Origin of the sequence: Mesorhizobium sp. B2-4-3 (assembly GCF_006442815.1) — a bacterium.
Classification (GTDB): Bacteria; Pseudomonadota; Alphaproteobacteria; order Rhizobiales; family Rhizobiaceae; genus Mesorhizobium.
This window is the reverse complement of record NZ_VFVL01000019.1, coordinates 11,126-28,872: the sequence shown is the minus strand read 5'-3', so window position 1 is coordinate 28,872 and position 17,747 is coordinate 11,126. Positions and strand designations below refer to the sequence as shown.

Annotated in this window: 17 protein-coding genes; 7 read left to right on the top strand and 10 right to left on the bottom strand. The window is 64.1% G+C overall.

Annotated features, from left to right (window positions below; all coding sequences use genetic code 11):
* The first annotated feature begins 56 nt into the window (after window positions 1-56).
* Together FJ956_RS18310 and FJ956_RS18305 are read left to right on the top strand one after the other, a co-directional pair.
* Complete coding sequence (locus tag FJ956_RS18310; RefSeq protein ID WP_140684892.1) at window positions 57-1,229, top strand: CaiB/BaiF CoA-transferase family protein; 1,173 nt, start codon at window positions 57-59, stop codon at window positions 1,227-1,229.
* Window positions 1,226-2,875 carry a thiamine pyrophosphate-binding protein gene (locus FJ956_RS18305; RefSeq protein ID WP_140684893.1) on the top strand — a complete coding sequence of 550 codons (1,650 nt, stop codon included), beginning with the start codon at window positions 1,226-1,228 and terminating at the stop codon, window positions 2,873-2,875. Before FJ956_RS18310 ends, FJ956_RS18305 begins: the two co-directional genes overlap by 4 nt.
* 224 nt (window positions 2,876-3,099) lie before the next feature.
* Here FJ956_RS18305 and FJ956_RS18300 read toward each other — a convergent pair whose 3' ends face one another.
* The 5 genes from FJ956_RS18300 to FJ956_RS18280 all read right to left on the bottom strand — a co-directional run bounded on the left by FJ956_RS18300 (window position 3,100) and on the right by FJ956_RS18280 (window position 7,938).
* Entirely contained in the window at window positions 3,100-3,537 is a 438-nt protein-coding gene (locus tag FJ956_RS18300; protein WP_140684565.1) for a CHRD domain-containing protein, read from the bottom strand.
* A 167-nt stretch (window positions 3,538-3,704) separates the two neighbouring features.
* Complete coding sequence (locus FJ956_RS18295) at window positions 3,705-4,676, bottom strand: ABC transporter substrate-binding protein (protein WP_140684563.1); 972 nt, start codon at window positions 4,674-4,676, stop codon at window positions 3,705-3,707.
* Window positions 4,677-4,715: 39 nt separating this feature from the next.
* A complete protein-coding gene (locus tag FJ956_RS18290) occupies window positions 4,716-5,846 on the bottom strand; it encodes an ABC transporter permease (protein WP_140684561.1) in 1,131 nt (376 codons plus the stop codon).
* Window positions 5,843-6,721 carry an ABC transporter permease gene (locus FJ956_RS18285; RefSeq protein ID WP_140684559.1) on the bottom strand — a complete coding sequence of 293 codons (879 nt, stop codon included), beginning with the start codon at window positions 6,719-6,721 and terminating at the stop codon, window positions 5,843-5,845. The genes FJ956_RS18290 and FJ956_RS18285 overlap by 4 nt, the downstream gene beginning before the upstream one ends.
* A 425-nt stretch (window positions 6,722-7,146) precedes the next feature.
* Window positions 7,147-7,938, bottom strand: a complete 792-nt coding sequence (locus FJ956_RS18280; RefSeq protein ID WP_140684557.1) for an ABC transporter ATP-binding protein — start codon at window positions 7,936-7,938, stop codon at window positions 7,147-7,149.
* 113 nt (window positions 7,939-8,051) lie between these two features.
* Between FJ956_RS18280 and FJ956_RS18275 the strand changes: the two genes are divergently transcribed.
* Window positions 8,052-8,462 (top strand): cupin domain-containing protein, encoded by a 411-nt coding sequence (locus FJ956_RS18275; RefSeq protein ID WP_181170395.1) that lies wholly within the window; start codon window positions 8,052-8,054, stop codon window positions 8,460-8,462.
* Between the two features lie 17 nt (window positions 8,463-8,479).
* Here the strand turns inward: FJ956_RS18275 and FJ956_RS18270 are convergent, their stop codons facing one another.
* The 3 genes from FJ956_RS18270 to FJ956_RS18260 all read right to left on the bottom strand — a co-directional run bounded on the left by FJ956_RS18270 (window position 8,480) and on the right by FJ956_RS18260 (window position 11,723).
* The gene (locus FJ956_RS18270) at window positions 8,480-8,854 is read right to left on the bottom strand and encodes a hypothetical protein (RefSeq protein WP_140684553.1); all 375 of its coding nucleotides are present in this window, start codon (window positions 8,852-8,854) and stop codon (window positions 8,480-8,482) included.
* A gap of 2 nt (window positions 8,855-8,856) precedes the next feature.
* A complete protein-coding gene (gene hydA / locus FJ956_RS18265) occupies window positions 8,857-10,308 on the bottom strand; it encodes a dihydropyrimidinase (protein WP_140684551.1) in 1,452 nt (483 codons plus the stop codon).
* A gap of 164 nt (window positions 10,309-10,472) precedes the next feature.
* Entirely contained in the window at window positions 10,473-11,723 is a 1,251-nt protein-coding gene (locus FJ956_RS18260; RefSeq protein WP_140684549.1) for a Zn-dependent hydrolase, read from the bottom strand.
* A 121-nt stretch (window positions 11,724-11,844) separates the two neighbouring features.
* On the opposite strand from FJ956_RS18260, the gene FJ956_RS18255 reads away from it, so the two are divergent.
* Window positions 11,845-12,483, top strand: a complete 639-nt coding sequence (locus FJ956_RS18255) for a TetR/AcrR family transcriptional regulator (RefSeq protein WP_140684547.1) — start codon at window positions 11,845-11,847, stop codon at window positions 12,481-12,483.
* A 96-nt stretch (window positions 12,484-12,579) separates the two neighbouring features.
* Here the strand turns inward: FJ956_RS18255 and FJ956_RS18250 are convergent, their stop codons facing one another.
* On the bottom strand, window positions 12,580-13,896 hold the full coding sequence (locus FJ956_RS18250; RefSeq protein ID WP_140781979.1) for an aspartate aminotransferase family protein: 1,317 nt from the start codon (window positions 13,894-13,896) through the stop codon (window positions 12,580-12,582).
* A 239-nt stretch (window positions 13,897-14,135) separates the two neighbouring features.
* On the opposite strand from FJ956_RS18250, the gene FJ956_RS18245 reads away from it, so the two are divergent.
* Complete coding sequence (locus tag FJ956_RS18245; RefSeq protein WP_140684543.1) at window positions 14,136-14,765, top strand: TetR family transcriptional regulator C-terminal domain-containing protein; 630 nt, start codon at window positions 14,136-14,138, stop codon at window positions 14,763-14,765.
* A gap of 162 nt (window positions 14,766-14,927) precedes the next feature.
* Here the strand turns inward: FJ956_RS18245 and FJ956_RS18240 are convergent, their stop codons facing one another.
* Complete coding sequence (locus FJ956_RS18240) at window positions 14,928-15,800, bottom strand: helix-turn-helix transcriptional regulator (protein WP_140684541.1); 873 nt, start codon at window positions 15,798-15,800, stop codon at window positions 14,928-14,930.
* A gap of 103 nt (window positions 15,801-15,903) precedes the next feature.
* Between FJ956_RS18240 and FJ956_RS18235 the strand changes: the two genes are divergently transcribed.
* Together FJ956_RS18235 and FJ956_RS18230 are read left to right on the top strand one after the other, a co-directional pair.
* Window positions 15,904-16,749 carry an SDR family NAD(P)-dependent oxidoreductase gene (locus FJ956_RS18235; protein ID WP_140684539.1) on the top strand — a complete coding sequence of 282 codons (846 nt, stop codon included), beginning with the start codon at window positions 15,904-15,906 and terminating at the stop codon, window positions 16,747-16,749.
* The gene (locus tag FJ956_RS18230; RefSeq protein ID WP_140684537.1) at window positions 16,746-17,468 is read left to right on the top strand and encodes an SDR family oxidoreductase; all 723 of its coding nucleotides are present in this window, start codon (window positions 16,746-16,748) and stop codon (window positions 17,466-17,468) included. The genes FJ956_RS18235 and FJ956_RS18230 overlap by 4 nt, the downstream gene beginning before the upstream one ends.
* Window positions 17,469-17,747 lie beyond the last annotated feature (279 nt).

Here is a 17,747-nt window from a genome sequence, read left to right as displayed (position 1 = left end):
GTGACACGGCCGGTGCGTGTTGCTAGAGCCTGCGTTTCGTTAGAACACGGTGATCCATGGCCGAACCTCCGCTGAAAGGCATCCGCGTTGTCGAACTTGCCCGCATCCTGGCTGGTCCCTGGGCCGGGCAATTGCTGGCCGATCTCGGCGCCGATGTCATCAAGGTCGAGAGCCCGGATGGCGGCGACGATACCCGCAAATGGGGTCCGCCCTTCGTCATGAGCCATGATGGCGAGAACCTGTCGGCCGCCTATTACCATGCCTGCAATCGCGGCAAGCGTTCCATCGCGGTCGATTTCTCCAAGCCCGACGGTGCCGAGACGCTGCGCAGGCTGGTCGCCACCGCCGACGTGCTGATCGAGAACTTCAAGCTCGGCGGCCTGAAGAAATACGGCCTCGACTACGAGAGCCTGAAGGCGATCAATCCGCGCCTCGTCTATTGCTCGATCACAGGCTTCGGCCAGGATGGACCCTATGCGCCCCGCGCCGGCTACGATTTCATCATCCAGGCCATGGCCGGCATGATGTCGATCACCGGCGAGCCCGGCCGCGAGCCGCAGAAAGCCGGCGTCGCCATCTCCGATCTCTTCACCGGCCTCTATTCCGTGGTCGCCATCCAGGCCGCACTTCGCCATGCCGAAAAGACCGGCGAGGGCCAGCACATCGACATGGCGCTCTACGACAGCCAGATCTCGGCGCTCGGCAACCAGAACCTCAACTACCTGGTTTCCGGCAAATCGCCGGTACAGATGGGCAATGCGCATATGAACATCGCCCCCTACGAAGTCCTGCCGGTGAGGGACGGCCACATCATCCTCGCGGTCGGCAATGACGGGCAGTTCAGCAAATTCTGCACTGCGGTCGGCCTCTCCGATCTGCCCGCCAATCCGGATTTCGCCACCAACCCTGCCCGCGTCGCCAACCGCGTGAAGCTGCGCGAGCGGATCGTCGAGACGCTGGCGGCGTTCGACCGCGATCCGTTGCTGGCGAAGCTGGAAGCCGCCGGCGTGCCGGCGAGCCCGATCAACACGATCGGCCAGATGTTCGCCGATCCGCAGACCATCGCGCGCGGCATGCGGCTCGACCTCGACGACGGCCACGGCAATCGCCTGCCCTCGGTGCGGGCGCCGATGGTGATGTCGGGCACGCCGCTCGTCTACGAGCGCCCTTCGCCGCGCCTTGGCGAGCACACGGACGAAATCCTTGCCGAACTGGAGAGAGCAAAATGAAGACCGGCGGACAACTGATCGTCGAGGCGCTCGAAGCGAACGGCACCGACCGCATCTTCTGCGTTCCGGGCGAATCCTATCTCGCGGTGCTGGACGCGCTGCATGACTCTTCGATCCGCACCATCGTCTGCCGCCAGGAAGGGGGTGCTGCGATGATGGCCGACTGCCAGGGTCGGCTGACCGGCAACCCCGGCATCTGTTTCGTCACCCGCGGCCCCGGCGCCACCAATGCCTCGGCCGGCATCCACATCGCCATGCAGGATTCGGTGCCGATGATTCTGTTCATCGGCCAGGTCGCCAGCCACGCCAAGGAGCGCGAGGCGTTCCAGGAGGTCGACTACAAGCGCTTCTTCGGCGACATCGCCAAATGGGTGGTCGAGATCGACGATGCCGCGCGCATCCCCGAATTCGTCACCCGCGCCTTCGCTGTCGCGACCTCCGGCCGCCCTGGCCCGGTGGTCATCTCGCTGCCGGAAGACATGCTGACCAGCGAGGTCGAGGCGCCGGAAGCGCTGCCGCACACGCCGGTCGAGACGCGTCCTGGTGAGGCCGAGCTCGACGCGCTGGAGATGTTGCTGAGCAATGCCAAGCGTCCGTTTGTCATTCTCGGCGGCACGCGCTGGAACGAGGAAGCGGTGGCGCATATGCGCACGATCGCCGAGACCTGGTCGCTACCGGTCGGCTGCTCCTTCCGGCGCCAGATGCTGTTCGACCATCTCCATCCGAACTACGCCGGCGATGTCGGCATCGGCATCAATCCGAAGCTGGCGGAGCGGATCAAGCAGGCCGATGTCGTGCTCTTGCTCGGCGGCCGCCTGGGCGAGATGCCGTCTTCCGACTATACGCTGCTGAAGAGCCCCTACCCCGACCAGGCGCTGGTTCATATCCATGCCGATGCCGGCGAGCTCGGCCGCGTCTACCGGCCGACGCTGGCCATCAATGCCTCGCCCGCCGCTTTCGTCGAGGCGTTCGCCAGGCGCAAACCCGCCGCCAAGCCTTCCTGGGCGGCCGAGACGGAAAAGGCGCACGCCGCCTATCTCGAATGGTCGACGCCGCCGCAGACCGGTCCGGGCGCTGTCCAGATGGGACCGATCATGGACTATCTCGGAAAGGTCCTGCCGGAGGATGCCATCCTCACCAACGGCGCCGGCAACTACGCCACCTGGGTGCATCGCTTCTACCGCTCCCGCCGCTTCGGCACGCAGGCGGCGCCCACATCCGGCTCGATGGGTTACGGCACGCCGGCCGCGGTCGCCGCCAAGTCGCTGTTTCCGGATCGCACCGTGGTTGCCTTCGCCGGCGACGGCTGCTTCCTGATGAACGGCCAGGAGTTCGCGACGGCTGTCCAGTATGACCTGCCGATCGTCGTGATCGTCGTCAACAACGGCATTTACGGCACGATCCGCATGCATCAGGAGCGCGAATATCCAAGCCGCGTCGTCGCCACCGACCTCAAGAACCCGGACTTTGCCGCGTTGGCCCGCGCCTATGGCGGCCATGGCGAGACAGTCGAAAAAACCGCCGACTTCGCGCCGGCCTTCGAGCGTGCGCGCGCCAGCGGCAAACCGGCGATCGTCGAGATCAAGCTCGATCCCGAAGCGATCACGCCGACCCGCACGCTGACGCAAATCCGAAATAAGAGCTGAGTGCCTACAAGAGGCTGAGTTCCTTCGCGCCCCCCTCTGTCCTGCCGACATCTCCCCCACTGGGGGGAGATTAGCAGTTCCATCGCCTCGCCGTTTTTGAAACGCCGGTGATTGGCGAAAGCCGGCGCGACATCTGATCTCCCCCTTTGTGGGGGAGATGTCCGGCAGGACAGAGGGGGGCGCTGTCCCGCCAGCCTTCAAAATTCAATTCGTCGTGCTTCAGCCTACATCGCCTTCTCGATCTGGCCGCGGATCTCGCCGTCCTTGTTCTTGGCGGTGTGGACGTTGACGTAGTATTTGCCGGCCTCGAGGTCGGTTGCCTGCGCGTCGGTCAGCGTCGCCGATCCCTTGATCGGGCTCTTCAGCTTCTTGAACGGGATCACGGGATCCGCGTTCGCGCCCATGTCCGCCGGCCCGTGGATGTGGGCGGCCACGGCAGGCCCGCTGAGGCCGGAATATTTGACGTTCCAGCTGAGCTTCTTGCTTGTGGTGTCGAAGGTGAGTGTGGCGGTTCCCTTGCCCTTGGTGGTGACGGGCGGGCTCTGCTGACTACCGTCGAGCGTCGCCTTGAACTTCATCGTCTCGGCCATGGCCGGCGATGCGAGGAGAAAGGCGGTCGAGACGGCTAAAGCCGAGAGCATCGGCACGGATAGGATGCGCATGAAGAACCTCCGTTGCTTGCAGCATCCTCCACGGCTCCCCGACGCGCGGATGCATCAATGCAACGGTTGGGTGCCCGGATGTATCCCGGCACACAATTATTTTACCGCGACCAAAGGAAAAGGGGCGGTCGCCCGCCCCTTTCCACCTTCCGCGTCGAGAGCGGAGCCTACTTGATCGCCTTGTCGGTGATCGCGGTCGTGTAGGCGCCGCTCGCCTCCTTGCTGATGATCTTCTGGTCGAGCAGCGCCTTGGCGGTTCGCTCGTAAGCGGCCGGGATCAGCTTGCCGTCGGCATTGTCGATCAGCTTGGCCACTTCCTTCATCATGAACTTCTGGTGGTTCTCGTCCTGGCCGCCGGCGTCGACGACGATGCCGGCCGCCTCGTCGGTGTTCTCCGTGGCGTATTTCCAACCCTTCATCGAGGCGCGCACGAAGCGCACCATCTTGTCCTCGAAGGCCGGATCCTTGAGCTTGCCCTCGAGCGTGTAGAGCCCGTCCTCCAACAGGTCGTTGCCCATGGCCGAGTAGTTGAAGACGGTGAGGTCTTCCGGCTTGTAGCCGGCGTCCAGCACCTGACCGTATTCGTTATAGGTCATGACCGAGATGCAGTCGGCCTGCTTCTGGATCAGCGGCTGCACGTCGAAGCTCTGTTTGAGCACGGTGACGCCGTCCGGGCCGCCATCGGTCTTGAGACCGATCTTGTTCATCCAGGCGTAGAACGGATATTCGTTGCCGAAGAACCAGACGCCGAGCGTATGGCCCTTGAAGTCGGCTTCCGTCTTGATCGGTCCATCCTTGGGGCAGACCAGTTCCATGCCCGCCTTCTTGAACGGCTGGGCGATGTTGACGAGCATCACGCCCTTGTCGCGGGCCGCGAGCGCCCCGCCCATCCAGTCGACGATGACGTCGGCGCCGCCGCCGGCAATCACCTGCTCGGGCGCGATGTCGGGACCGCCCGGCTTGATGTCGACGTCGAGACCTTCGGCGTCATAGAAGCCCTTGGCCTTGGCGACATAGTAGCCGGCGAACTGGGCCTGCGTGACCCATTTCAGCTGCAGTGTCACCTTGTCGGCGGCCATCGCCTGGAAGGCGGCCAGCGACATAGCGCCGGCCAAAGCAGAAATCAGCAGTCTTTTCATGTTATTACCCTCTGAAGTTAGCACCCAAACCCACCGCCCCTATCCACCTCGGACAGAGGGATGCCAAAACGTGACGGCTCTCTCGATGAGAGCGACCACGCCATAAAAGACCGAACCCGCAAGTGCTGCAACTGCGATTTCGGCCCACACCATGTCGATGTTCATCCGCCCGACTTCCGTCGAGATGCGGAATCCCATGCCGACCACTGGCGTACCGAAGAACTCCGCGACGATGGCGCCGATCAGCGCCAGCGTCGAGTTGATCTTCAGCGCATTGAAGATGAACGGCATTGCCGCCGGCAGCCTAAGCTTGAGCAAGGTCGGCCAATAGCCCGATGCATAAGTGCGCATCAGGTCGCGTTCCATATGCCCGGATGCGGCCAGCCCGGCGACCGTGTTCACCAGCATCGGGAAGAAGGTCATGATGATGACGACCGCGGCCTTGGACGGCCAGTCGAAGCCGAACCACATGACCATGATCGGCGCGACACCGATGATCGGCAGCGCCGAAACCATATTGCCGATCGGCAGCAGGCCGCGCCGCAGGAACGGCACGCGGTCGGCGAGGATGGCGACGACAAAGCCGGCGAGATTGCCGACGACATAGCCGATCAGCACTGCCTTGAAGATCGTCTGGCGCACGTCCGACCCCAGGATCGGCAGCGAGTTGGCGATGCGCGCGCCGATGGCGCTTGGCGGCGGCAACAGGATGAAAGGGATGCCGGCGCCGCGCGTCACCGCTTCCCAGACGATCAGGATCCAAGCGCCGAAGATCGCCGGGACGATCAAGCGCAGCACGGTCGACATCAGGCGTGAATTTGGGCGCTGTTCCGACAATACCGCGACACAGCGCCAGGCGAGCAACCATGCCGCCGCGAGCACAAGGTAGTAAGCGGGTCCAGCCGTACCTTCATGACCGCGAATGCTGCCCAGCAGCAGAAACGCAGCGCCATGGGCGCAGATAAAAAGCAACGCCGCCTCCCACAGCTTGGGGAGACGACCTGCGATCCAAACCGGAAGGGCAACCAAAGCGATCGCAAGTCCGCCCGAAAAGCTGCCGTAAGGCCAGGCGAGACCCGGTACGCCGATATTGAAGACGAACACTATGATCGGGAAGATCGCCAGCATAAACGCCAGGTTTGCCTGCCAACTGTGCTTGACAGCGCTCATGCCGGCCTCCCGCCCATGGCGCGGTCGACGAGGCGGCCGGCAATGCCGACGACCATCACCAGCAGCGCCGCGACGATCGAGCCTGCGACCAAAGCCGACCAGATATCGATGGTCTGGCTGTAATAGGCGCCGGCGAGCAGCTTCGCGCCGATGCCGGCGACCGCGCCGGTCGGCAGCTCGCCGACGATGGCGCCGACAAGGCTTGCCGCCACCGCCACCTTCATCGAGGTGAACAGGAACGGCACCGAGGCCGGCACGCGCAGTTTCCAGAAGGTCTGCGAAGCGCTGGCGTTATAGGTATGCATCAGGTCGAGATGCATGAACTCAGGCGAGCGCAGGCCCTTCACCATGCCGACGGCGACCGGGAAGAACGACAGATAGGTCGAGATCAGCGCCTTGGGGATCAGACCGGTGATGCCGATTGCCGCCAGCACCACGATGATCATCGGCGCCACCGCCAGGATCGGAATGGTCTGCGAGGCGATGATCCACGGCATCAGGCTGCGTTCGAGCGTCGCCACATGCACGATACCCACCGCAATCAGGATGCCGAGCGCCGTGCCGAAGGCAAAGCCGAGCAGCGTCGAGGACAGTGTCACCCAGGCGTTGTAGACCAGGCTGCGGTTCGAGGTGACGGACCGCAGGAAGGTGTTTTCGAAAAAGTTCACCGCCACCTGATGCGGCGCCGGCAGCGTCGGCTTCGGCTGCGACAGCGTCTTGCCGATGAACTCGACGGTGCCGGGCGTCTCGTTGGCGCGGCGGTCGAGATCGCGTTGGAACGGCGCGTTGAGGATGACAGCAAAGACGTACCAGAGCACGACCACGCCGGCGAGGATGGCGGAGACGGGGATGATCTTGGAGCGGAAGCTATCCATGGAGAGGCGCTCGCAGGACCAGCGTCAAGCGCTCCCGCATCGAGGAACGGCCATCACCCTCGCGCTTCGTCATCCTAGGGCAGAGCAAGGAGCGTAGCGACGCAGCGCAGACCCTAGGATCCATTCCGTTACTTCTGCGCTCCGCAGCGTTCCAGAATAAAGCTCCCTGCGCCCTGCGGCGGTTAGCGACCTTTCTGCATCGTTTTGACCTTTCGGCCGAGGTCACGGAATGGATCCTAAGGTCTGCGCTCCGCTTCGCGTCGCTCCGCCCTAGGAGGACGAAATCGCGGGGGGCGGCTTTCGCCACGCAGGCGACGTCGCGCCTGCTCCGCCCTAGGATGACAAAGGCGCGGGTAGACGTCCCCTCACCCGGCCGCTGCGCGGCCACCCTCTCCCCGGCGGGGAGAGGAGAAAACTCGCTCCCCTCAATCATCATAGCTGTGCCCGGCCCTCAGCCCATCCCGCACGCGCGCGGCTATCGCCAGGAATTCCGGCGTCTCGCGGATGTCGAGCGGCCGCTCCCTCGGCAGCGTCGATTCGATGATGTCGGTGACGCGGCCCGGTCGGGGCGACATCACCACGATGCGCGTCGACAGATAGACCGCCTCGGGGATCGAGTGGGTGACGAAGCAGATCGTCTTGTTGGTCCGTGCCCAGAGGTCGAGAAGCTGTTCGTTAAGATGGTCGCGCACGATCTCGTCCAGCGCGCCGAACGGTTCGTCCATCAAAAGCAGGTCGGCATCGAAGGCCAAGGCGCGCGCGATCGAGGCGCGCTGCTGCATGCCGCCGGAAAGTTGCCAGGGGTATTTCTTCTCGAAGCCGGAAAGGTTGACCAACTCCATCGTGCGCTTGATGCGCTCCGCCTGCTCGGCCTGGCTCAGGCCCATCACCTCCAGCGGCAGCGCCACGTTGCGCTCGATCGTGCGCCACGGGAACAAGGCCGCCGCCTGGAAGACGTAGCCATAGGCGCGTCTCTCGCGCGCCTGCTCCGGCGTCATGCCGTTGACGGAGATCGTCCCGGAGGTCGGCTTCTCCAGATCGGCGATGACGCGCAGCAAGGTGGTCTTGCCGCAGCCGGACGGGCCGATGAAGGAGACGAATTCGCCCTTGCCGATGGACAGGTCGACATTGGACAGCGCCTGCACCGGACCGTCATTGGTCTGGAAGGTGAGGCCGAGCTTGCTTGCCGAAACAACGGCTGGCGGCTGTTCGGTCATTGGCTGCAGCCTGCCTTTCGCAGCCGCCGCCGCGCTGTCCGCAATCCGGTTGATTTTATGATAGCGTTGCTTTCCACTCGTCCTGTCCCACCCGATCGACGCCGCCCGGAGCCTTGCCGATGTCGCCTAAACCCACCTGTCGTCTCGTTCGCCCCGAAAACACCTATCAGGGCAAGCAGGGGCTGAGCTATTTCGCCGGCATCGCCGCCGAAACCGTCGGCTCCTCCGGCATCTGCATGCATCTTCTCACCATGCCGCCCGGCGCCCGCGCCAAGGCGCACATGCATGAAAGCCACGAGACGGCCATCTACGTGCTCTCCGGCGAAGTCCACACCTGGTACGGCGACCGGCTCGAGCACCACATCGTCGTCAAGGCGGGCGACCTCTTCTACATTCCGGCGGGCGTGCCGCACCTGCCCGCCAATCTGAGCGGGGCGCCTTCTTCCGCGGTCATCGCCCGCACCGATCCCAACGAGCAGGAAAGCGTCGTCCTGCTGCCGGAACTGGATGGGCTGGTTGCCTGAGGCTGGTGGGACCGCCGTCATCGGCATCGCGCGACTTCGCCCATCACATTGCCGTCCTCGTCGGCCACGACCAGCTTCTTCGCATTCTTCGCGCTGCGCTTGATGGTGAACCTGGTCGGCTGTCCCTCTTCGCCTTCGGCCTCGCATTTTGCCGTCACCACCAGCGATCCATCGGCCTGTGCTTGGCGGTCGCTGAAGGTGCAGGCGCTGGCCGCGGTGATCAGCTCCTTGTCGGTCAGAAGCAGCATCTTGTCGGCGGCCACCTTCTGGCCGTTCCGGTTGATGCAGCCATATTTGTCGCCATAGGGCTTGCTGAGGTCTATGCCGGCGGCGAGCGCCTGGCCGGCGGTCAGCATCGCGGCCGCCGCGATCGCAAGATGAAGAGCCCGCATGGTCAGACCCCGGTGGCCGGAATGCCGGTCCGTTCCACCTTGCGCGGCGCTGAAATCTCTTTCCAGGTCGACAGCGCCCGGTTCACCGCGGCGTTCGGCTCGCGGGCGACGAACTCGCCATGGCCGGCCTTGGCCTTGACGTCCGCCTCCTCGATCGACAGCTCTCCGCGCGAGAAGACGAAGCGCGGCAGGCCGGTCACCTCGACGCCTTCGAAGACGTTGTAGTCGATCACCGACTGCTGCTTCTTGGCCGAGATCGTCTTCTTGCGCTTGGGATCCCACACCACGATGTCGGCGTCGGCGCCTTCGACGATCGCGCCCTTCTTCGGATACATGTTGAGGATCTTGGCGATATTGGTCGAGGTCACCGCGACGAACTCGTTCATCGTCAACCGCCCGGTGTTGACGCCTCGCGTCCACAAAACCGGCAAGCGGTCCTCGAGCCCGCCGGTGCCGTTCGGGATCTTGGTGAAGTCGCCGACGCCGTTGCGCTTCTGTTTGGTGGTGAAGGCGCAGTGATCGGTCGCCACCACTTGCAGCGATCCGGCCTGCAGGCCGGCCCACAGCGAATCCTGATGCAGCTTGTTGCGGAACGGCGGGCTCATCACGCGGCGCGCCGCATGGTCCCAGTCCTTGTCGAAATACTCGCTCTCGTCGAGCGTCAGATGCTGGATCAGCGGCTCGCCGAACACACGCATGCCTTTCTGGCGGGCGCGGCGGATCGCCTCGTGGCTCTGCTCGCAGGAGACGTGCACGACATAGAGCGGCACGCCCGCCATGTCGGCGATCATGATGGCGCGATTGGTCGCCTCGCCTTCCACTTCCGGCGGACGCGAATAGGCATGGCCTTCCGGGCCGTTGTTGCCGGCGGCTAAAAGCTTTTGCGACAGCGCCGCGACCACGTCGCCATTCTCGGCATGGACGAGCGGCAGCGCGCCGAGATCGGCGCAGCGCTGGAACGACGAATACATTTCGTCGTCGTCCACCATCAGCGCGCCCTTATAGGCCATGAAGTGCTTGAACGAGGTGATCCCCCGGTCGACGACTTGAGCCATCTCGTCGAACACCTGCTTGCCCCACCAGGTGATCGCCATGTGGAAGGAATAGTCGCAGGCAGCCTTCGACGTCTTGTTGTCCCACATCTGCAGGGCTTCCAGCAGCGACTGCTGCGGCGCCGGGAGGCAGAAATCGACAACCATGGTCGTGCCGCCGGACAGCGCCGCGCGCGTGCCGGATTCGAAATCGTCGGCCGAATAGGTGCCCATGAACGGCATTTCGAGATGGGTGTGCGGATCGATGCCGCCCGGCATGACATAGCAGCCCGTGGCGTCGAACTCGTGGTCGCCGTGCAGGTTCGAGCCGATGGCGACGATCTTGCCGTGCTGCATCAGCACGTCGGCCTTCCAGGTGCGGTCGGCGGTGACGACGGTGCCGTTCCTGATGACTTTGGTCATATCTGTTCCCCTGTTCTTTCGCGCTTCTTTGCGAGCGGCGTTGCGAGGTGATTGGGCTAGAGCAATTTCAGGAAAAGTGTGAAGCGGTCTTCCGTCCGAAATTGCGTTAAAACAAAGAGATAGAGCAATCGCCGTCTCCGTGAAACGGCGATTGCTCTAGTCGGTCACTCGACAATCCCCGCCGTCTCCACCACCGCATGGAACAACACGTCGGCGCCCGCCGCGGCCCATTCCCTGGTGATCTCCTCGGCCTCGTTGTGGCTGAGCCCGTCGACGCAGGGGCACATCACCATTGCCGTCGGCGCGACGCGGTTGATCCAGCAGGCGTCGTGGCCGGCGCCGGAGACGATGTTGCGGTGCGTGTAGCCCAGCCTCTCCGCGGCGTCGCGGATCGCCTTGACGCAATTCTTGTCGAAGGTGACCGGATCGAAATGGCCGACCTGCTCGATCTCGTATTTGATATCGAGCGCGTCGCAGATCGTGTCGATGCCTTCGCGGATGCGGCCATCCATGGCGTCGAGCACCTCCTTCTCGGGCGAGCGAATGTCGATGGTGAAGACCGTGCGGCCGGCAATGATGTTGCGCGAGTTCGGATAGACTTCCATATGGCCGACCGCGCCGACGGCGTCGGGCTGGTAGTCCATGGCGATCTCATGCACCAGCTCGATCACGCGCGCCATGCCGAGCCCGGCATTGCGGCGTTTCGGCATCGGCGTCGAGCCGGTATGCGCTTCCTTGCCGGTCAGCGTCACCTGCAGCCATTTCAGGCCCTGGCCGTGGGTGACGACCCCGATATCGATGCCCTCGTCCTCGAGGATCGGCCCCTGCTCGATATGCAACTCGAAGAAGGCGTGGATCTTGCGGTCGCCGACCTTCTCGGTGCCCTTCCAGCCGATGCGTTCGAGCTCCTCGCCGAACTTCTTGCCATTCTTGTCGGTGTGCTCGTAGACGTCGGCCTGGTCGAGCACGCCGGCAAACACGCCGGACGCCATCATCGCCGGGGCGAAACGCGCGCCCTCCTCGTTGGTCCAGTTGGTGACGACGATCGGATGCTTCGTCTTGATGCCGAGATCGTTGAGCGAGCGCACGACCTCCAGCCCGCCGAGCACGCCGAGCACCCCGTCATACTTGCCGCCGGTCGGCTGCGTGTCGAGATGGCTGCCGACATAGACGGGCGGCAGGCTGGGATCGGTGCCCTCGCGGCGGGCAAACATCGTGCCCATCTCGTCGACGCCCATTTCGAGCCCGGCGGCATCGCACCAGCGCTTGAACAGGTGGCGACCCTCGCCGTCCTCGTCGGTCACGGTCTGGCGATTGTTGCCGCCGGCGATGCCGGGGCCGATCTTCGCCATCTCCATGATGGAATCCCACAAGCGGTCTGAATTCACTCGCAGATTTTCGCCGGGTGCGGCCATTTGCAGTTCCCATTTTCACCAGGGGTCTTGTCGCCCCTTGAGTGGTTTGCATCCTGACCGTATGGTCAGCTTTCAGACTACACAAGCTGACCAAGCGGTCAACGAGAATCTTGGGGGAGACATGGCCGAAACCACCCGCCCCATGCGGCGACAGGAAATAAGGCGGGAGAACGAGAAAGCAATCCTGCTCGCCGCCGAAAAGGTGTTCGCGGAGGCCGGGTTCGGCGGCGCCACGATGCAGCTGATCGCCGATCTGGCGGGGCTGCCGAAGGCAAACCTCCACTATTATTTCGCCACCAAGGAGGAGCTCTACCGTTCGGTCGTCCAGAACATTTTCGAGATCTGGCTGCAGGCGGCCAATTGCTTCGACGCGGCGCGCGGCCCGGTGGACGGCATCAGTGCCTATATCGACGCCAAGATGGAAATATCGCGCCGCCACCCGGACGGTTCGAAGGTCTGGGCGTCGGAAGTGATGCACGGCGCGCCGGTGCTTCAGGACTATATGGAATCGACTTTGCGCGAATGGACCGACGGCCGCGTCGAGATCATCAGGCGCTGGATCGAGGAGGGCAAGATGGACCCGGTCGACCCGCGTCATCTGCTCTACATGCTCTGGGCCACGACCCAGCACTACGCCGATTTCGGCCACCAGATCGAGACGCTGAACGGCGGCAAGTCGCTCTCCGACCGGCAATGGCGGGAAGCCAAGGAAAACATCAAGCGGGTGATCCTGACAGGCATTGGCGCGCAGCCGGCCTAAATCGGACTGCGCTTGAAGTCGGCGCGCCGGCGCCGACCCCACCCGGCCGTGCCACGGAAACCTCCCCTCGACGGGGAAGATATCCGCACAGGCTTGTCAGTCGATCGACCTCAGCACCTCACGAACATGGTCGATCAATTCGTTGATCTGGCCCTTGGTGATGATCAGCGGCGGCGACAGCGCGATGATGTCGCCGGTGGTGCGGATCAGCGCGCCGCGTTCGAACGCTTTGACGAAGGCCGAGAAGGCCCGCTTGGTCGGGCTGCCGGCGATCGGCGCCAGCTCGATCGCGCCGATCAGGCCGATGTTGCGGATGTCGATGACATGCGGCTCGCCCTTCAGCGAATGCAGCGCGTCTTCCCAGTAGGGCGCCAGTTCCTCGCCGCGGGTCAAAAGGCCCTCTTCCTTGTAAGTGTCCAACGTGCCGAGCGCCGCGGCGCAGGCAATCGGATTGCCCGAATAGGTGTAGCCGTGGAAGAACTCGATCATGTGCTCGGGGCCGGTCATGAAGGCGTCGTGGATCTCCTTCTTGACGAACACCGCGCCCATCGGGATGACGCCCTTGGCTGTCGTCATGATGTCCGGTGTGACGCCGAAATAATCCGCCGCGAACGGCGCGCCGAGACGGCCGAAGCCGGTGATCACTTCATCGAAAATCAACAATATGCCGTGTTTCGTGCAGATTTCCCGAAGTTTCTGCAGATAGCCCTTCGGCGGCAGGATGACGCCGGTGGAACCGGCGACCGGCTCGACGATGACGGCCGCGATGGTCGAGGCGTCATGCAGGGTGACGAGACGCTCCAGTTCATTGGCGAGCTCGGCGCCATGCTCCGGCACGCCTTTCGAGAAGCCGTTCTTCTCCGGCAGGTGTGTGTGCGGCAGGTGGTCGACGCCGCCGAGCAACGTGCCGAACATCTTGCGGTTGGTGACGATGCCGCCGACCGAGATGCCGCCGAAATTGACGCCGTGATAGCCGCGCTCGCGGCCGATCAGGCGGGTGCGCGAGCCCTCGCCCCTGACTCGGTGATAGGCGATCGCCATCTTGAGCGCCGTCTCGACCGATTCCGAACCGGAGTTGGTGAAAAAGACATGGTCCATGCCCTTGGGCGCGATGTCGACCAGGCGGTTCGCCAGCTCGAACACGATCGGATGGCCCATCTGGAAGGCTGGCGCATAATCGAGCTCGGCGGCCTGGCTCTGGATCGCCTCGGTGATCTTCGGCCGGCAGTGGCCGGCGTTCACGCACCACAGGCCCGCGGTGCCGTCCAGCACCTTGCGGCCGTCGCTGGTGGTGTAGTGCATGTCCTTGGCGGACACGAACATGCGCGGCGCCTGCTTGAACTGCCGGTTTGCCGTGAACGGCATCCAGAATGCGCTGAGATCGTTCGGCGTGACTTTCAGCCGGTTGGACATGACCAGGACTTCCCCTTGTAAGCGTGTTTCGTTGCGGCCAACGCTTGGTCTTTGCTGCGTTTTCGTGCTACGCAAATTTTTGACCGGTTGGACAAACGTTAGCACCGCCCGTCGGCGGTTCAAGGATTACTAACGGAAATGCGGCACAAAAAGCGCGCTCCACAGCCCAAGGAAAAACTGGTCCAGACAATTGGTCCAGAGAGCCCGCGCGAAGACGGCCGGCAAGGATGACGGCGGCGATGGAAGGCTCGGCTCCCCGCCGCACCCGCATCCAGCAGGAAAAGCGCGAGCTGATCCTCGAAGCCGCGCTCGAAGTCTTCTCCGCCAACGGGTTTCGCGGCTCGACCATCGACCAGATCGCCGAAGCCGCCGGCATGTCGAAGCCCAACCTTCTCTATTACTTCCGCCGCAAGGAAGACATTCACGAGACGTTGATGCAGCGCCTGCTCGACACCTGGCTGGCGCCGCTGCGCGAGCTCGACGACATCGGCGACCCGCTGACGGAGCTCAGAAGCTACATCCGCAGGAAGCTCGAGATGGCGCGCGACTTCCCGCGCGAAAGCCGGCTGTTCGCCAATGAGATCCTGCAAGGCGCGCCGCGCATCAAGCCGATGCTGGAGGGCGAGCTGAAGACGCTGGTCGACGAGAAGGCCGCCGTCATCAAGGGCTGGATGCACGCCGGCAAGATCGCCCGCACCGATCCCTGGCACCTGATCTTCTCGATCTGGGCGACGACGCAGCACTATGCCGATTTCGACGTCCAGGTCCGCGCCGTGCTCGGCACCGACCGCGGCGGCGACGGCCGCTTCGAGGACGCCGCACGCTTCCTGGAGCAGCTGTTCCTGGATGGGCTGAAGCCGAAGGGTTAGACCCTTCGTCATAACGGCCCAACGGGCTGGAACAACTTGCGAGCCGCTTGCCTATCACCGCCCTTGCAGATTGGCCAAAGCCTCTCAGCTTCGTCATCCTCGGGTCTCCGCGTCCGCTTCGCCCGTGGATGACGAAACTGAGGGGCCTGCGACCTACTAACCTCACGCGCTACGCCGCTCGGTCGGAAGCCCATCCAGCAGCTTCCGCAATTTCACCACCGAGTTCTGCTCCGCCAGCGGCGTATAGACGATCAGCCGCATGTCCGAGCCGTCGTCGATCGACAGGCTCATGTGCTCGAACGTCATCGCGCCGGCGATCGGGTGCCGCAGATGCTTCAGGCCGGAAAGCCGGTGCACGACGTCGCGCTGCGGCCACCATTCGCGGAACTCGGGGCTTGAGCGCATCATCAACTCGATCAGCCGCTCGAAGTCCGGATCGCCGGTGTATTTCGCGCTGTCGGCGCGGAAGGCGGCAAGGGTTGCGCGCGCCAGCTGTTCCCAGTCCACCAGCAGATGCCGCCGGTGCGGATCGGTGAACATGCCGTGGATGATGTTGCGGGCATCGCCCTCCAGCAGGCCGTAGTCGCCGAAAATGGCGACCGCCGCGTCGTTCCATGCCAGCACGTCCCAGCGCGGGCCGACGACATAGGCGGGCTGCAGCACCAGGCTTTGCAGCATGTGCAGCAACGGCCCCTCGACCTTGCCCTGCAGGATACGCCGCCGCTCCGGCTGCTGGCGGCCGGCGAGCGTGAACAAATGCCGCTGCTCGGCACCGTCGAGCCGCAGCGCCTCGCAGAGCGCCGTCAGCACCTCGACCGAAGGCCGCACGTCCCTGCCCTGCTCAAGCCAGGTGTACCAGGTCGTGCCGACGCCGGCGATCATCGCCACTTCCTCGCGCCGCAGGCCCGGCGTGCGCCGCCGCGCGCCGCAGGCGATGCCGGCGATATCAGGCGAAAGCCTTTCGCGACGGGAACGCAGGAAGGCGCCGAGCTCGCGCCGGCGATGATCTTCGGGGGAATGGGCGATAGCATCCATGCGCCTATTATAGCAGTACCGATACCAGGATAAAGTTTGAACTGTTTGAGATACGCGCGATGTCCCATCTTTGCGTTCAGAGCAGCGCAAGGAGGCTCCGGACATGGAACTCAAGGACAAAACCATTCTCGTCACCGGCTCGACCGACGGCGTCGGCCGCGTGGTCGCCGAAAGGCTCGGCGCCACGGGCGCGCGCATGCTCGTGCATGGCCGCAACGCAGCCCGCGGCAAGGCGGCCGCGACCGCCATAGAAGCAAAAGGCGGCAAAGCCGAATTTCTCGCAGCCGACCTCGCTTCGCTTGCCGAGGTGCGCCGGCTCGCCGAAGCCGTGCGCGCCAGGACCGATCGGCTCGATATCTTGATCAACAATGCCGGCGTCGGCACCGGCGGCCAGAGCGCGGAGCGGCAGGTCAGCGCCGACGGCTACGAACTGCGCTTCGCCGTCAACTATCTCGCCGGCTTCCTGCTGACGTCCGAGCTTCTGCCTTTGCTCAAGGCAAGCGCGCCGGCGCGCATCGTCAACGTCGCCTCGGCCGGCCAGCAGGCGATCGACTTCGACGACGTGATGCTGACGCATGGCTATAGCGGCGTTCGCGCCTATTGCCAAAGCAAGCTGGCGCAGATCCTGTTCACCGTCGATCTGGCGGAACAACTCGACGGCACCGGCGTCACGGTCAATGCCTTGCACCCGGCAAGCTACATGGACACGACCATGGTCCGGCAGGCCGGCGTCACGCCGTGGAGCTCGGTCGAGACCGGCGCCGACGCCATTCTCAACCTAGCCGCGTCGCCGGCGCTCGAAGGACGCAGCGGCCGCTACTTCGACGGTCAGCGGGAATCGCGCGCCGATGCGCAGGCCTATGACGAGAAAGCCCGCCACCGATTGCGGACCTTGAGCCTCGAACTGATCGAGCGTCCATCCTCCAAATCCAAGGAACAACATTCATGAGCGAGACCATCGAACACTGTGTCATCATCGGCGGCTCATCCGGCATAGGTCTTGCCACGGCCAAACGGCTGGTTGGGCCCGGCATGAAAGTCACGATCACCGGCCGCAACGAAGCGAAGCTGAAGAGCGCCTGGAAGAGCCTCGACGGCGCCGCGGATAAGGCCGCCTTTGACGCGACGAAACCGGACGAGGTTCGGCATTTCTTCGACGGTCTCGGGCCGTTCGATCACCTGGTCCTCGCCGCGAGCGGCGGCAAGGGATTGGGGCCGTTCGAGACGCTCGACCTTGCCGATATCGGCAGCGGCGTCGAGGAAAAGATCCGGCCGCAATTGTCCTGTCTGCAGGCGGCCCTGCCGACCTTGAACAAGGCGGGATCGGTCACCTTCATCTCGGCCGTCTCGGCGCAGATTGCAGCGCCCGGCGTCGCCGGCATCGGCGCCATCAACGGCATGCTGTTGACGGTGGCACCGATCCTGGCGGTCGAGCTGAAGCCGCTGCGCGTCAACGTCGTGGCGCCAGGCGTCATCGACACGCCCTGGTGGGACTTTTTGCCGGACGAACAGCGCCAGGCGGTGTTCGCCGAATATGCCGGCAAGACACCGGTCGGTCGCATCGGCCACGCCGAGGACGTCGCCGAGGCGATCGCCTTCCTGGTCTCCAACGGCTTCATGACCGGCCAGGTGCTGACCTGCGACGGCGGTTTGCGCTTTGCGGCCTAGCCCGGACGCTCGCGGCCGCGGCAGCGCGGCCGCAACGGCAATGTGAGCGACAACGTCTGGTGATTTCCGACACACGCCGCTTCGACGAACTTGGGTTCCTCGCACCCGCAAAGCGCTACGCTATGCACACATCTTCCGCGATTGACTGATCGACCTGAGGCTTGATTGCCACTTGGTTCCCCAATCCGTCGCTGCTTCGCAGCGCCACCTTTCCCCCTCCGGAGGAAAGGAAGGGAGCCTTGCTGGACGAGCGTTGACGGCAAAAGCTTGGCGCCTTTC

What these genes read in the sequence shown, in the direction of transcription:
- FJ956_RS18310 (WP_140684892.1), top strand. Translation starts at nt 57, where the DNA reads ATGGCCGAACCTCCGCTGAAAGGCATCCGCGTTGTCGAACTTGCCCGC.
- FJ956_RS18305 (WP_140684893.1), top strand. Translation starts at nt 1,226, where the DNA reads ATGAAGACCGGCGGACAACTGATCGTCGAGGCGCTCGAAGCGAACGGC.
- FJ956_RS18300 (WP_140684565.1), bottom strand. Translation starts at nt 3,537, where the DNA reads ATGCGCATCCTATCCGTGCCGATGCTCTCGGCTTTAGCCGTCTCGACC.
- FJ956_RS18295 (WP_140684563.1), bottom strand. Translation starts at nt 4,676, where the DNA reads ATGAAAAGACTGCTGATTTCTGCTTTGGCCGGCGCTATGTCGCTGGCC.
- FJ956_RS18290 (WP_140684561.1), bottom strand. Translation starts at nt 5,846, where the DNA reads ATGAGCGCTGTCAAGCACAGTTGGCAGGCAAACCTGGCGTTTATGCTG.
- FJ956_RS18285 (WP_140684559.1), bottom strand. Translation starts at nt 6,721, where the DNA reads ATGGATAGCTTCCGCTCCAAGATCATCCCCGTCTCCGCCATCCTCGCC.
- FJ956_RS18280 (WP_140684557.1), bottom strand. Translation starts at nt 7,938, where the DNA reads ATGACCGAACAGCCGCCAGCCGTTGTTTCGGCAAGCAAGCTCGGCCTC.
- FJ956_RS18270 (WP_140684553.1), bottom strand. Translation starts at nt 8,854, where the DNA reads ATGCGGGCTCTTCATCTTGCGATCGCGGCGGCCGCGATGCTGACCGCC.
- hydA (WP_140684551.1), bottom strand. Translation starts at nt 10,308, where the DNA reads ATGACCAAAGTCATCAGGAACGGCACCGTCGTCACCGCCGACCGCACC.
- FJ956_RS18260 (WP_140684549.1), bottom strand. Translation starts at nt 11,723, where the DNA reads ATGGCCGCACCCGGCGAAAATCTGCGAGTGAATTCAGACCGCTTGTGG.
- FJ956_RS18255 (WP_140684547.1), top strand. Translation starts at nt 11,845, where the DNA reads ATGGCCGAAACCACCCGCCCCATGCGGCGACAGGAAATAAGGCGGGAG.
- FJ956_RS18250 (WP_140781979.1), bottom strand. Translation starts at nt 13,896, where the DNA reads ATGTCCAACCGGCTGAAAGTCACGCCGAACGATCTCAGCGCATTCTGG.
- FJ956_RS18245 (WP_140684543.1), top strand. Translation starts at nt 14,136, where the DNA reads ATGGAAGGCTCGGCTCCCCGCCGCACCCGCATCCAGCAGGAAAAGCGC.
- FJ956_RS18240 (WP_140684541.1), bottom strand. Translation starts at nt 15,800, where the DNA reads ATGGATGCTATCGCCCATTCCCCCGAAGATCATCGCCGGCGCGAGCTC.
- FJ956_RS18235 (WP_140684539.1), top strand. Translation starts at nt 15,904, where the DNA reads ATGGAACTCAAGGACAAAACCATTCTCGTCACCGGCTCGACCGACGGC.
- FJ956_RS18230 (WP_140684537.1), top strand. Translation starts at nt 16,746, where the DNA reads ATGAGCGAGACCATCGAACACTGTGTCATCATCGGCGGCTCATCCGGC.